Below are 14,529 nucleotides of genomic sequence, written 5' to 3'. Positions count from 1 at the left end.
CCAACGATCACATATGTGCGTATGTATTATATGCCACATGTTTTTTATTGGTTATATTGCATAAAAGTGAATCAGTAACGGCAAAATACATGAAGTACGAAGACCTAAAAAAAGAGCTTGCACACAAAGAAAGAAGTATCAATGACTTAGTTTCATATCTTAAAACCAGAACAAGCCCCTCTAACCCAAACTATAGTCTGTTACTTGGAGCCGGAGCGTCTGTCACATCTGGAATACGAAGTGGTAAAAGCTTAGTTGATACATGGCGAAAGGAAATCTATGAGCTTTATTCAGGGAAAACTTACGAAAATGTCAATACCGCAAAAACCTATCTAATGACTAGCGAAGGCTCATGGTACTCTGAACAGAATGAATATTCGTCTTTATTTGAAAAAAAGTTTGACTTGCCTACACAGAGACGTCGTTTTGTTGAGCAAGAGGTAGACAGAGCTACCCCTTCTATAGGATATGCCTATTTAGTGTCGCTAGCGAACGAAATGGATAGGTACTTTGGGACTATATATACAACAAACTTTGATGATTTAATTAATGAAGCATTCTATCAATTCTCATTAAATAGACCTTTAGTCTGTGCGCATGATTCTAGTGTTAGCTCACTTAGTGTTAGCTCAACAAGACCTAAAATAATTAAGCTACATGGAGACTACCTCTTTGATGATATAAAGAGTACGTTACGTGAAACAGAGTCTTTAGAAAGTAATATTAAGAATAAGTTCATCGAATTCTCAAAGGAATATGGATTAATTGTAGTTGGCTACGCCGGTCACGATCGTTCAATTATGGATGTTCTAAACCATTTGTTGAAATCAGATGACTATTTTAAAAATGGTTTATACTGGTGTGTTAGAGAAGATGATGATATCAGTCCAGAGCTCAGGAAATTGCTTTGGAAAGAGAGAGTGTACTTTGTTAAAATAGACGGTTACGACCAATTAATGGCAGAGTTGCACCATAATTTGATAGGTGAGTTGCCAATAAAGGATAACTTATTCGAGTCAAAGCATGAAAGAATATTAAAGTCCTTTGCAAATGATTCAAATAATCTTTCAGATACTTCTAGTTATATATATAGTGATATTGTTAAGCTGAAAAAGCATAAGAGTGAAGTAGACATATCAAACTCCATTCGGGAGCTTAATATAACTGACTTTGAGGATGAAATTTCAGAATCTATATTTAAGTCACTACTTAAGGTGGATTATCTAATCAGGCAGGGAGAGTTTCATGAAGCGTATGAATTAGCTGGTAAACAGATTAGAGAACTCAAAGAAGCAAATGAAAATACGCTTTTTATAAGAAAAATGATCTATATATGTAGTAAATTATCTAGAGTTTCAGAGGCTCTGAACTTCTGTGATCTCTTGATAGAGAAAGATGTTAACAATAGCGATTATTATGTCTTAAAAGCGGATACTTATGAAAATATCGATGAAACTTGCCACTTTCTAAAAGATAATCTACCCAAGTTTTCTAAGGATGTTGATTTCTTGGTGGATGTAGCTAGACGAGGCTTGAGACAATTTAGTTCGAGAAAAGCACCGGTATTCTGTATAGAAGAAATATCGGACATATTAGAAAAGAGTTTAAAACTAGAACCATCTCTGGAGAATCCAGCGTGGAGTCTTAAAGTTACATTAATCGATAATAAATATAAGTTCAACACCAAAGATAGTAAGAAAAAAGAAGATGAACTTAAGCAACTTGTTGGTAGAGCTTCTGATATAAATCCAAACCATATTCGATATCTTTCTCTTCTTTCTGAAAGTAGTTTATTAAAGGACAAGGGGTCTTTTGATTTTGCACTTAAAAGAAATCTAGATATTTTCGAAATATCCAAGAAATCTAAAAGGCGTAAAATATTCTATACTATTTGTCAGATATATTCTGAAATGGCAGATTGTCAAGATAAAGGTTTTGATTTAGCTGAAGAACTTCATAAGTTTTTCGATAGTGATCTTGTTAAAGAATTTTCTGGAAAGAAAGATATGGCCTCCTATCATTTGCTTAAATCATACTACGAAATTAATTTTAATGATGATTTTGAAGAATTCAAAAAGTGTGTCATTCAAGCAAGTAAATGCTCTGATTCATACAAATCTGCGTCTTCAATTGTAAATATATTTTTAAGACAGTTTGAATCAGCGGAACTAGCTGTTGAATTTATTAACAATAATGAGAGTAATTTAAGTAAAGTCGCATTCTACGATTTGATGTCAGAAGTAAATATTACGATTGGTAATTTTGATGAGGCTTTGGAAAATTTAGACTTATCATATTCTTTCGGATTAGACTATGAAGATTATATATCATCAAAATGCTTCCTGTTAATTAAGTCTAGAAAATATGTTAAGGTTGTTGATTTTGTCGACAAGCACAAAGACACGATTCATGGTGAAGAGTATAAATCGATATTGCTTGTTAACAAAGAATATTCTAACAAGATGCTAGACAGAGATGTCAAAGATATTGTTTTAAGAAATATAATAGGTAAGAAGTTTGGCAAAGGAACTAACGCTGCCTGTTACTCGATTTTAGGTGACTTGGTTTCAGCTCAACGTTCAGTTGATGATAGTATCGCCAAGGATAGGTTGAATTACGGTTTACTTAAAACATGGGTAGTTTTGGATGAGTCCTTACTTACTAAGCATGATCACACGCTATCTTTAGTTAATGTTAAGCCTATTGATAATGTTGCATAAAATACTTGAAGAAATGATGATGTATCTTTTATCTGTTTCTAATTATCTCACTTAAGGGCCTTGCATGTTTAAGTGTATGATGAGAAATATTTTCATTATTAGATAAACGTTACTTAAGCAAAGAAGTATTAACTTGTATTTATTATGCAGTTACTAATATAAAAGTTGGTAACTGCATTCGTCCATATTCCATAGTTGAGTTTTCTCACTCACCGTTTGAACTCAGATTATTATCATACGGTGCTGCAAATTTACCCATAATCCTTCAAATGAAACTGTATATCTAAACTTAATCTCAAACAAACAACTGCACCGCACAGTAAAGCAGTGTCGCCGCTAAAGTCATATCGATCGCTTTGCCATACTTCTGGAATTGCGATTGCAACAGCTTACTGGCGATCAACGCACACCAAACAGATAAAACTCAAACCATGAAATTCCTTCATGTTCAACGTGAAGTATTACCAATGTTATTCAAGTAACGAAGCAAGTATAAAAAACAGACTGCTCTGGTGTTAGGCACTGTGACAGCTGTTTTTGAACTGAATTTTCGAAGTAAACGCTGCACACACTGACGATTGGGAAAATCAAAAAACACAACCATCCCCAAAGCAGAGTTAGGAATCAGTCAGCGTTTATCTAAGGAAATAGGATACCAACTCACCATGAATAACGATTTCAATTTTGCTATTAAGAGCATCCGTTTTGATGAGAACTACCAACCATCAGACAGCACGCGCATCACGACCAACTTTGCCAACCTAGCTCGTGGTGAAAGTCGCCAAAATAACCTTCGCAATGCACTGCGTATGATCGACAATCGTTTTAATGCCTTGGCGCATTGGGATAACCCGAATGGCGATCGTTACAGTGTCGAGTTGGAAATCATCTCTGTGGATATGGATATCCAAGGCAGTGGTGAAGCGTTCCCTTCTATCGAAGTGCTTAAAACCAACATTGTTGACCGCAAAACCAATGAACGTATCGAAGGCATTGTGGGTAACAACTTCTCTTCTTATGTGCGTGATTACGACTTTAGCGTTCTGCTATTAGACCACAACAAAGACCAGCCTCAATTTAGTATTCCTGCTGATTTTGGTGAGTTGCACGGCAAGCTGTTTAAAGCGTTCGTGAAGTCAGAATCGTACCAACAACATTTCCAAAAGCCGCCAGTGATTTGTTTGAGTGTGTCGGATAACAAGGTTTACCGCCGTACTGATAACCAACATCCGGTGTTGGGTTTTGAATACCAGCCAAACGAATCGTCATTGACCGAGCAGTACTTCAAAAAGATGGGCTTACAGGTGCGCTACTTTATGCCGCCAAACAGTGTCGCTCCGCTGGCGTTTTACTTTTTCGGTGACTTGTTGAATGACTACTCGAATCTAGAGCTGATCAGCACCATCAGTACCATGGAGACGTTCCAAAAAATTTACCGCCCAGAGATTTACAACGCGAACGCGGTAGCCGGCCAGTGTTACCAACCGAACTTGAAGAATCTCGATCACTCGTTAACCCAAATCGTTTATGACCGCGAAGAGCGCAGCCAGCTTGCGAAAGAGCAAGGGAAGTTTGCTGAGGAGCACTTCATCAAACCTTATCAAGCGATCCTTGAGCAATGGTCTGCAAATTACGCGTAATCAAAAACGAGAATCTAGAAGGGAATGACGATGAAAACACTATTACCGACTTCAACAGCGGGCAGCTTACCTAAGCCTTCTTGGCTGGCTCAACCAGAGACGCTTTGGTCACCGTGGAAACTGCAAGGCGACGAGCTAATTGATGGCAAACGCGATGCGCTGCGTGTCTCTTTACAAGAGCAAGAACTGGCAGGGGTTGATATTGTCAGTGACGGTGAACAAACTCGCCAACACTTTGTAACGACCTTTATTGAACACCTCAACGGCGTAGACTTCGAGAACCGCAAAACTGTGACCATTCGTAATCGCTATGATGCGAGTGTACCGACGGTCGTTGGCCCAGTGAGCCGAACCAAACCTGTGTTTGTGGAAGATGCGAAGTTCTTACGTCAGCAAACCAAACAACCGATCAAGTGGGCGCTTCCGGGGCCAATGACGATGATCGACACACTGTATGATGATCACTACGGTAGCCGTGAAAAACTGGCTTGGGAATTCGCAAAGATCCTTAACCAAGAGGCGAAAGAACTTGAAGCGGCAGGCGTCGACATTATCCAATTTGATGAGCCCGCATTTAATGTGTTCTTTGATGATGTGAACGAGTGGGGCATTGCGTGTTTAGAGCGTGCCATCGAAGGGCTAAAGTGCGAAACCGCAGTGCATATCTGCTATGGCTACGGTATTAAAGCCAATACGGATTGGAAGAAAACATTGGGCACTGAGTGGCGACAGTACGAAGAGGTGTTCCCGAAGCTCCAAAAGTCCAATATCGATATTATCTCGCTTGAGTGTCACAACTCGCGTGTGCCTATCGAGCTACTAGAGCTTATCCGCGGCAAAAAAGTGATGGTTGGCGCAATTGATGTGGCAACCAACGAGATTGAAACACCAGAAGAAGTTGCAGAAACTTTGCGCGAAGCACTTAAGTACGTGGATGCCGACAAACTTTACCCATGCACCAACTGCGGCATGGCGCCTCTCTCTCGTGAAGTTTCAACTGCTAAGCTCAATGCACTCAGCGCAGGCGCAGAGATCATTCGTAAAGAGTTGGCGGGCTAGTATCGAAATTGATCTTCGATACAGAAACTTAAGACAGGGTCATTCCAGCGAGTCTAGACGAGACTAGGAATCTGCTCACCTCTCGCTGGGAAATGGCGATAATCTCAGAACTTCACAGCACACTGTAGGTAGATCCTGAATCACCTCGTCCCTCGTTGTTCAGGATGACAGACTTTGGTAGATACGTTGCTCGCGATATTTTTATATTTGGTATGTATCCAAAGTTGGGTCATTCTAGCGAGTCTAGACGAGACTAGGAATCTGCTCACAACTCGCTGGGAAATGGCGACAATCTCAGAACTTCACAGCACACTGTAGGTAGATCCTGAATCACCTCGTCCCTCGTTGTTCAGGATGACAGACTTTGGTAGATACGTTGCTCGCGATATTTTTATATTTGGTATGTATCCAAAGTTGGGTCATTCCAGCGAGTCTAGACTAGACTAGGAATCTGCTCACAACTCGCTGGGAAATGGCGACAATCTCAGAACTTCACAGCACACTGTAGGTAGATCCTGAATCACCTCGTCCCTCGTTGTTCAGGATGAAGGACGTTGGTAGATACGTTGCTCGCGATATCCTTATATTTGGTATGTATCCAAAGTTGGGTCATTCCAGCGAGTCTAGACGAGACTAGGGATCTGCTAACAACTCGCTGGGAAAATAGCGATAATCTCAGGGCTTAACAGCACTTTGCGGGTAGATCCTGAATCACCTCGTCCCTCGTTGTTCAGGATGACGGACGTTGGGAGATACGTTGTTCGCGATATTTTTATCTTTGGTATGTATCCAAAGTTGGGTCATTCCAGCGAGTCTAGACGAGAATAGGAATCTGCTCACCACTCGTTGGGAAATAGCGATAACCTCAGGAGTCAACAGCACACGGTGGGCAGATCCTGAACCCCTTGTCCCTCGTTGTTCAGGATGACAGACGTTGGTAGATACGTTGCTCGCGATATTTTTATATTTGGTATGTATCCAAAGTTGGGTCATTCCAGCGAGTCTAGACGAGACTAGGAATCTGCTCACAACTCGCTGGGAAATGGCGATAACCTCAGACCTTAACAGCACTTTGCGGGTAGATCCTGAATCACCTCGTCCCTCGTTGTTCAGGATGACGGACGTTGGTAGATACGTTGCTCGCGATATTTTTATATTTGGTATGTATCCAAAGTTGGGTCATTCTAGCGGGTCTAGACGAGACTAGGAATCTGCTCACCTCTCGCTGGGAAATAGCGATAACCTGAGACCTTAACAGCACTTTGCGGGTAGATCCTGAATTACGCTCGTTCCTCGTTGTTCAGGATGACGGGTGTCGGTAGATACGTTGCTCGCGATATCCTTATATTTGGTATGTATCCAAAGTTGGGTCATTCCAGCGAGTCTAGACGAGACTAGGAATCTGCTAACCAGTCGTTGGGAAATAGCGATAGCCTCAGGACTTAATAGCACTCTGTAGGTAGATCCTAAATCACTTCGTTCCTCGTCGTTTAGGTGACCGGTTCTAAATAAAAATACCGCTCACAGTAAAGTGAGCGGCATACTTCGTTTCCCGTTTCCCGTTTCCCGTTTCCCGTCAATTCAATTCCACATTTTTCATCTCAGGATGCTTCAACAACATCACTCGAATCCAGTGGTGTACTACCCACATCACCATTGCGGTCAGTAGCACTGCTACGAATATCGAACTGAATCGGTACAAGATGGAGAAGAACGCGTCTTTCTGCTCAGGCACTAATGATGTGGTCAGTGGAACGGAGAGGGCAGACATCGCCGAGAACGCAATGGCGGCTTTGACTTGTCCTTTCGTTAGCCACAAACAGAATGGCCCCATAGCGATGGTAAACGCCAGCCAGAACAACAACCCATCACCGAACCAGCTGCCCAAGATTAACTGCACTGCCATACCCGCGATACAACCCAGTGCTGTGCCGATGATGCGGATTTTCGCCATCGCCATGGAGCCTGCCAGTGTCATTGGCGTTAGGATGATCAGTATTGAAGCTTGTGCCGAAAGTGAATCGTACAAATCACCTATTTGGAACACCAAAAACGCCGCCATTGCTACCACCCAGCCCATTGCTACTTGGCTGATGTAGTCGATATCGCTTTTTACTGGCGTAGTCATTTCTGTTTGTAATATCTTCGATTCCGGCTCTGGGAATAGCCAATAGGCGAGGGCACAGACAAAGATATTGCTGAACGAGATCACCCAAAGGTTGACGTTGAACTCTTCAATATCCATAAAATCGTAGCTCGCAAAGTTCAGTACGATCGAGCCAACCAACAATCCCATGTAACCAAACAAGTAGGTTTTCGGATTCATCATTGCGATGCATTTAAACAGCATCATAATGCCCACTGCCGCGAACATCAGAGTAGGATGGAACTGCAAGTATTCGAGAATAAAGGTGGCTTGAACCGTGGTCCAAACCGCCGAGAACAGCACCATCAAGACGAGTGGCAGACTGAAGTGGTCCATGCGGCCGAGCACGAACAGTGGCAGCATGACGGCAAAGAAACCGTAAGACCAACCAAAGATCATGCTCAACGCCAAACCCATTGAGCAGCCAAACCAAATACGTAAGGTTTTCATCGCAGCCGCCTAGTAGATAAAGTGGAACCAGCTAGCAAGGTAGATTTGAACTTGTGCCATCAGTGACCAAAACGGACTGTTGTCTGGGTAAAGCACGATAGTGGCACGAGAACCAACGAACAGAGAGGAAGGCAAGGCTTCTTCGCTGGTCAGGTTCACGCGAGTTCGCTGCGCATCACGTACCCAACGGTTGTTCACTTCGACTTTGGTTAGAGCGCCGTTTGGAGTTTGCTGAGCAGCGGCAACGCCATAATCTCGGCTAGCCAGATCGAAGTCGTACACAGAACCTGGGTTAGCATCGAATGCCACCATGGCGTGGTAGTCTTTGCTTACTCCTGCTACAGACTTCTCTCGGAAATCCGCTGCGACCCACATTGAGCCTGTTGGTACAAACGTCAGTAATGGCATGTTGGTGTTTGCCATGGTGCCGACTTCCAACTGTAGGTTCGTCACCACACCATCACTTGGAGCAAGAACCGCGGTGTTGGTTAGGTCTAGTTGTGCTTTCTCAATGCCATTTTGCGCAATGCGTACCGCAGTGCTTTGGCCTTTTTTGTCACCAAGCTGCGCTTCAATCACTTTCAAGTTTTGTTGTTCTGCTTTCAGTGCCGCACGAGAAACTTGGTTTTGTGCGTAGGCACTGTCTAGGTTGGATTGAGAAATCACTTTTTGCTTCGACAGTTTTTGTAGACGTGAGTACTCACTGTGCGCGTTATTGTAAGTTGCTTGAGCACGAGCAATGTTTGCCAACGCCGCTTCTCGTTGCGAATACAATGTTGCTTCTTTCTCGTAGGCGGATTGCAGTGAAAGCTGCGCTTGTTCTAAAGCGATTTTGTATTTTCGGTCGTCGATTTTGAACAGCACATCGCCTTTGTGCACCGCTTGGTTGTTTTCGATCAGCACGTCGGTCACTTTGCCAGACACTTCTGGCGCGACTTGCACTACATAGCCTTGTACGCGACCTTCGGTGGTGATTGGCGCGTGACGATCAGCAATGATGATGTAGAAAAAGAGTACAATGAACAGGACAATAAGTGTTCGCATCCAGTGTTTGAATTTATGATCCGCTGTCATAAGAAATTCCTGAATTTATGGCGCTCGCAAGCAAATAAGATAACGAATTATAGAGAAGTCGATCACAATTCAGTAGAATGACAATAAGCGCATGAATGACCTAAAAGTAGGACAATGAACGTAAGTTTTGATGATCTTCACCTGTTTAGCCAAACCGTCGTGCACGGTGGTATTAGTGCAGCGGCAGAGGCGAACCAGTTACAACGCTCTAAAGTGAGCCGACGTTTGCAAGAATTAGAGAAAGCGTTGGGCTGCCAATTGCTGATTCGTACTACGAGAACCATTGAGCTTACCGAGCACGGCAAGCGCCTTTTTGAGCTGGTGGGGCAACCCATAGAGCATATTCAGCAAGGCTTGAAAGTGATGCACGAATACGAGCAAGAGTTGACGGGCAAGGTGCGCGTCGCGATTCCTTCTGCTTTGATGAGCTCGGCTGCGTTCAACTGGATCATCAACGAATACACCACGCGTTATCCGGATATGTCTGTAGAGATTGAGAACCACCAAGAGAGTGTCGATCTTAAGCGTCAAGCGTTCGATCTTCAGCTTCTTCCTAGTGTGGCCAAAGTCTCGGACGACAGTTATGTGCAGTTCAGTTTACTGCCTTATCGCAGTCACTTTGTCGCTTCCCAAGCTTACCTCGATGCCCATTCGCCATTAAAAAGTATGGATGACTTAAAACACCATCGCTTACTCACCAACCGATACAACGCAGGGTTATTGGACCCAGAATTACACGTCGCGGTTAGGTCAGACGATTTAAACTTGCTGCGGTTAATGGCGATTGCAGGCAATGGCATCGCATTCATTCCTCAAGTGCACTCCAAGCCCGCTTTGGAAGACGGCCAACTGGTGGAGGTGTTGCCGGAGTTCACCCATCCTAAGCAACATCTGACGTTGATTTACCCATCCAATCTGTTTTTGCCGAACAAGGTCAAAGCCTTGATTGAGCTGTTTAGGGAAAAATTCCAATAGCGTGAGCGGACAATAACTTTGCGAATTTACTCATCTGAATAGGCGGCAGTTCTGGTACATTCTCTTTATTCAAACGCTTGAGTATATTCACCTTCAAGCGGCTCATAGGAGATGAGAATGTTATCGAAAAATTCCACCGGTCTGATTGTTGTCGATGTGCAAGGTAAGTTGGCAACGCTCATGCACGAAAGCGAAGCACTGATTGAAAGCACCACCAAATTAGTCAAAGGAGCGAAAGCACTTAACTTGCCCATTCTATGGCTGGAACAAAACCCAGAACGCTTGGGGCCAACGGTTGAGCCGATCCGCGAAGTGTTAGCGAAGGACCATTTGCCGATCGCTAAACACACTTTCGATGGTTGCAAAGAACCGACATTCAAACTCGCGGTAGAAAACGCCAAAGTCGATACATGGTTAGTTTGTGGTATCGAAGCGCACATTTGCGTGTATCAAACCGCGGTGTCGCTGCGTCAAATGGGCTACCGAGTGGAACTGGTGACGGATTGTGTCTCTTCCCGAATGCCAGCAAACAAAGCGTTAGCGCTGGCAAAACTGACTGCGAATGGCGTTGGCCTAACAGGCGTTGAGATGTGTTTATATGAAATGGTAGAAGATTGCCGAGCACCAGAGTTTAAAGAGATCTTGGGGCTGATTAAGTAGAGAATAACGGATTAGAACGCCAATCACGGTAGAGGTAAAGATGGAACTGAGAGCGTTTGAGCATGAAGACTATGAGACTCTGATTCAATGGATTGATTCAGACAAATTGAATTACCAATGGGGTGGGCCGAATTTTCATTATCCTCTGGATCATCAACAAATCAGCCTCCATTGTGCGAGACCCGAAGTGTTTCCATTTCTCCTTGTTTGCGATGGGAAGAAGGCGGGTTATGTTGAGTTGTTCAAAGTATCGGACGCCCATTTCCGTATTTGTCGTGTTTTTGTTGCTGATGCGTTTCGAGGGCAAGGCCTTGCAAAAGTGATGCTAACGCAACTTATCGTACTATCTCAAACTCAGCATCAGGCTGGTGTATTGTCATTGGCAGTCTTCGAGCGTAACACCGTCGCCAAGAATTGTTATGAATCTCTTGGGTTCGAAGTGACTTCTCACGAATCAGGAACCCGTTCTTTTGATGGGGAGACCTGGGATTTGTTATTGATGGAAAAGCGATTGTAACTATCTATTCTCCCGCTACTTGTTCCGCTATTTTTCTCCCCGCCTATTTCGTAGTTCGCTCCCTTTGAAATCGAGCTCGCTCCCTTGGCAATCGAGTGCCAAGGGAAGCATAGTTTTTGAGTGCCGAGCTTTCGTCTTTTGACGTGTTTGGCCCTAGCGGTTGTTATCCGCGCTGTCATTCTCCGGGAAAAGTGCCGCTTGCGTTTCTTCCAGCCCTTCAGGGGTGTATTGATAACCTTTGTCCATACTCATGTTTTTGTATTTCACCAACATCTTTTCAATGATCAGAGATTGAATGCGAAGGGCATCTTTACCTAGTTTTTGGGCAATAAACTCACTCAGTGTTTGTATGGTCACGTTATGGAATTTTGGCTCTGTACCTTTTCCCATGTCCGTTTTGACTTGGACAACAAGATCTTTTTCCTTATTGGAGATCTGAGTCAGGTGTTCCTTAAACTTTTCGTTGTAGATCTCGGACGTTGCGTTTAGGCGTAGCTTGTTAATTCTCGGGTATTGGATTTTTTGTGCATCTTGCAGTTTCAGCTTTAACTCTTTAAACGCAATGGATTCCTCTTTGTTAATGCTTTCAAAGAACTTCATATCGTTGGAGACATCGATATCTTCCGAAGAGGAGATAAACGCAGGATCAAACAGTACGTTGGTGTTTAGCATCGTAAATTGTTCGATAGGGCGTCCTTTCACTGAATCTGACTCGACCGTGGTTTTTTTCGGTGCTTTTGACCCTTTTTCGTAAGTGTCTCCGCTGGTTGAACCGAGTGAAAAATACAGAGTGGTGTCATCTTTAACTTTCGATGTGGCTTGCTCGGCTGCAGAGATAAGGTCCATGTCAGACATCAGCACATTGCAGTCCATCATGGTGACTTTTTTGAACTGGTTTTGTTTGCAAAAATCGACGACGGCTTTTCTTGTCGCACCAAATCCAACCGTTCCTGATTCGAACTCCCAGCCTACGAGGCCAACTCCCGCATCACGTAAGTATGCTCCCATCTGTTCATCGTACAGAGCTAGCTCACTTTGATGCACAAACAAGTAGACGGGGCGACTCGTACCTTCTGTATACCAATACAGCTCTTGGAGTTTTTCTTTTATCAGAAACTGTTGTGGCATGCCGACTGAAGGAACGATCAAAGCGGTGCCAGTGGAGGATTGCGGGGCAATTCTTTTCTCAAAGTGGGAGGCCGTAGGTAAGCTGGCATTCTGGCTTTGTTGTCGAGTTTGTCTCGGGCTCTGGTCATTGATCTGACGACGATAGTAAACACGCTCCAACTCTCTACTGCGGTTGAGAATTTGATCGACAACGGCAGGCTCATACTTAAGTGCTCCCGTGTTATCGCTAACGACATAGCGATAGTTAAAGCGAATTAGGGCTTCTGGCCGCTTGTTTTTTACCTCGAGTTCACCGCTATTAACGTATGCCCACCAGTCCTGTTTAAAGGTGGTCCATGTCGCATCGTTTTCAGCATCTCGCTTGCGTTTAGCTGATTCAGGATTTTGCGTGGTATTGAGCTGGTCGCTTTTTCTCTTTTGGGCTTTGTTTGAGGAAGAAGCCGCTTGATTATTGTCACCGTACATACGTATTTTCACTTCTTTTGAATATCGTCGAAGATAGGTTTTTTCGCTCTTGGTAGCGGAATGACAGACGTTGTGAATCGTCTTATTGGCCCGCAGGGATGCTGGTTATATGCGTCAGTTGCAATTCATCTTCGACAAAAGAGACCGTGATGCGCAGCAGTCTGTTTTCGATTTTTTGCACATTCAATACCGGCGTGTTTGGGGATAATCCAGCTTGGCTAAAGATGTTGATAACCGAAGAGGGCTGCGTTAAATCGGCATACTCTCCCCAAACATCACGTTGTGAATATTTGCCCCACACATCACCAAGAGGGTAGGCATCACCAACGGAAAAGGTATCTTGAGGACAAGTTTGCTCAGAGTTGGCCTCTTTTTGGGGTTGCTCGGCCGCACTGACAGTCAATACATCGCCGACTTTGAGAGCGAGTGGATCACTTTCATAGTTCGGATTGAGCTTGAGTAGTGCTTTTGCCGACAAACCGTATTGAGGCGCAATGTCTGTCCACTGCTCTGGAGAGCCGTCGTCGTTGGTGCGGACTTTATGGTTTTGGGCTTGGCTCGTTTCGCTGGTGGATTGCGTGGCGGCTTGTTTTCGCGGCAACAAAGGCTGCTTCACGATGGTTTTGAGCGCATCGATATCAATGAGTGTTGCGTTCTGTTTTAACCAAGCTGCATTGATTTCTGCAAGCTCATCATTGGTGAGTTTTTCTTGGCGATAGAAAATATGCTGGGGCGCGGCTTTTTTTCCTTCGATGGCAACCGGGACAAGCATGGCGTTGAATGTTTTTTTGCTGACGAGCTTGTCTGTGATGCCATGCGGGCTAGACTCAGTCATTTGCCAAGAGAACTTATCGTTGCCAAGGATAGCCATTTCATACATCAGCTTCCCATCATAGAAGTAATAATAAAACCCTTGTGCTGCCCACCCGAGTAAGCTTTTTGTTTCTACTGCGGGAATAAAAGGAATGAACTCAGCGTTAGTATATTCACTGCCAAGTGGTTTTGGTGTGATTGTGTATTTTTGCTGTAAGCCGATGTCTTGAAAAAGTTCGTGTAAAAGGGTTTTGTCTTCGGCTTCGAAGCATTCTGCTGATAATACGGTGCAGGGTGATGGTTGTGTTTGTTCTAATTTTCCCCAGCGCTTAATAAGCGGTTCATTTGGCGTTTTTGCCAGAGAAAATACACCAGGCTGAAGCGTATTTAAGTCATCCTTTGGAGCATGAATCTTTATTCGGCATTCAAACTCAGCGGTGGCTTGTGATTGAGCGTCAGTTACGAGTGAGCTGTAGCTCGCCTGAGCACTGCTTTTTGAATGTGATTGGCTGCTAGCCGATGAGTACTGGTTTGCGCTGGAGCGATTACTTGACGTAGTTAGTGTGGAATCGATAAGTGGAGCGTAGCCAGCTCCCCTCACACGCTTTGATGCTGGACGCTTCATTTATATCGCCTCTTGGATTTAATTGGTGATAGCTTAGCGGCAATTAAACGAACGCACTATAGACAGAATAACCAATTCCATTTGCTTAGTTACTAAAACTGTAGGCATATCGAAAGTGATAGAGGTAAGGGTTTTAATGATAAAAAGCGTTATTAATACAGGGCGAAGAGGGGAATAATTGATATTAATGCTATTGAAGTGTAACCATATTGGCGACTTATTTTAGAGAAGCATTAAGCGCTAGGTATTTATTAATT

10 protein-coding genes and 1 pseudogene are annotated in these 14,529 nt (G+C 43.7%); 6 read left to right on the top strand and 5 right to left on the bottom strand.

Annotated features, from left to right (window positions below; translation table 11 throughout):
* The first annotated feature begins 89 nt into the window (after positions 1–89).
* Positions 90–2,720 (top strand): SIR2 family protein, encoded by a 2,631-nt coding sequence (locus KIO97_RS02650; RefSeq protein ID WP_285380873.1) that lies wholly within the window; start codon positions 90–92, stop codon positions 2,718–2,720.
* 295 nt (positions 2,721–3,015) lie between these two features.
* Here KIO97_RS02650 and KIO97_RS26930 read toward each other — a convergent pair.
* A pseudogene (locus KIO97_RS26930) lies at positions 3,016–3,135 on the bottom strand (amino acid transporter); the annotation flags it as partial.
* A 250-nt stretch (positions 3,136–3,385) separates the two neighbouring features.
* On the opposite strand from KIO97_RS26930, the gene KIO97_RS02645 reads away from it, so the two are divergent.
* Positions 3,386–4,360 (top strand): DUF1852 domain-containing protein, encoded by a 975-nt coding sequence (locus KIO97_RS02645; protein WP_045378948.1) that lies wholly within the window; start codon positions 3,386–3,388, stop codon positions 4,358–4,360.
* A gap of 30 nt (positions 4,361–4,390) precedes the next feature.
* Positions 4,391–5,419 carry a methionine synthase gene (locus KIO97_RS02640; RefSeq protein ID WP_033006964.1) on the top strand — a complete coding sequence of 343 codons (1,029 nt, stop codon included), beginning with the start codon at positions 4,391–4,393 and terminating at the stop codon, positions 5,417–5,419.
* 1,576 nt (positions 5,420–6,995) lie between these two features.
* Here KIO97_RS02640 and KIO97_RS02635 read toward each other — a convergent pair.
* Positions 6,996–8,015 (bottom strand): DUF2955 domain-containing protein, encoded by a 1,020-nt coding sequence (locus KIO97_RS02635; RefSeq protein ID WP_285380870.1) that lies wholly within the window; start codon positions 8,013–8,015, stop codon positions 6,996–6,998.
* 9 nt (positions 8,016–8,024) lie between these two features.
* The gene (locus tag KIO97_RS02630; RefSeq protein WP_038889928.1) at positions 8,025–9,089 is read right to left on the bottom strand and encodes an HlyD family secretion protein; all 1,065 of its coding nucleotides are present in this window, start codon (positions 9,087–9,089) and stop codon (positions 8,025–8,027) included.
* A 114-nt stretch (positions 9,090–9,203) separates the two neighbouring features.
* Between KIO97_RS02630 and KIO97_RS02625 the strand changes: the two genes are divergently transcribed.
* The 3 genes from KIO97_RS02625 (at position 9,204) to KIO97_RS02615 (ending at position 11,241) form a co-directional block, all read left to right on the top strand.
* Positions 9,204–10,064 (top strand): LysR family transcriptional regulator, encoded by an 861-nt coding sequence (locus KIO97_RS02625; RefSeq protein ID WP_005431152.1) that lies wholly within the window; start codon positions 9,204–9,206, stop codon positions 10,062–10,064.
* A 117-nt stretch (positions 10,065–10,181) separates the two neighbouring features.
* Positions 10,182–10,724 (top strand): hydrolase, encoded by a 543-nt coding sequence (locus KIO97_RS02620; RefSeq protein ID WP_285380868.1) that lies wholly within the window; start codon positions 10,182–10,184, stop codon positions 10,722–10,724.
* A gap of 40 nt (positions 10,725–10,764) precedes the next feature.
* Positions 10,765–11,241: a GNAT family N-acetyltransferase gene (locus tag KIO97_RS02615; protein ID WP_045372669.1), complete on the top strand. Its 477-nt coding sequence runs from the start codon at positions 10,765–10,767 to the stop codon at positions 11,239–11,241.
* 153 nt (positions 11,242–11,394) lie between these two features.
* Here the strand turns inward: KIO97_RS02615 and KIO97_RS02610 are convergent, their stop codons facing one another.
* On the bottom strand, positions 11,395–12,834 hold the full coding sequence (locus tag KIO97_RS02610) for a hypothetical protein (RefSeq protein WP_285380865.1): 1,440 nt from the start codon (positions 12,832–12,834) through the stop codon (positions 11,395–11,397).
* 82 nt (positions 12,835–12,916) lie between these two features.
* Positions 12,917–14,272, bottom strand: coding sequence for a LysM peptidoglycan-binding domain-containing protein (locus tag KIO97_RS02605; protein ID WP_285380863.1), 1,356 nt, complete (start codon positions 14,270–14,272; stop codon positions 12,917–12,919).
* Positions 14,273–14,529 lie beyond the last annotated feature (257 nt).

The sequence above is a fragment of the Vibrio sp. B181a genome (genome assembly GCF_030248375.1).
Taxonomy (GTDB): domain Bacteria; phylum Pseudomonadota; class Gammaproteobacteria; order Enterobacterales; family Vibrionaceae; genus Vibrio; species Vibrio campbellii.
This window is presented reverse-complemented; position numbering and strand designations above follow the sequence as displayed.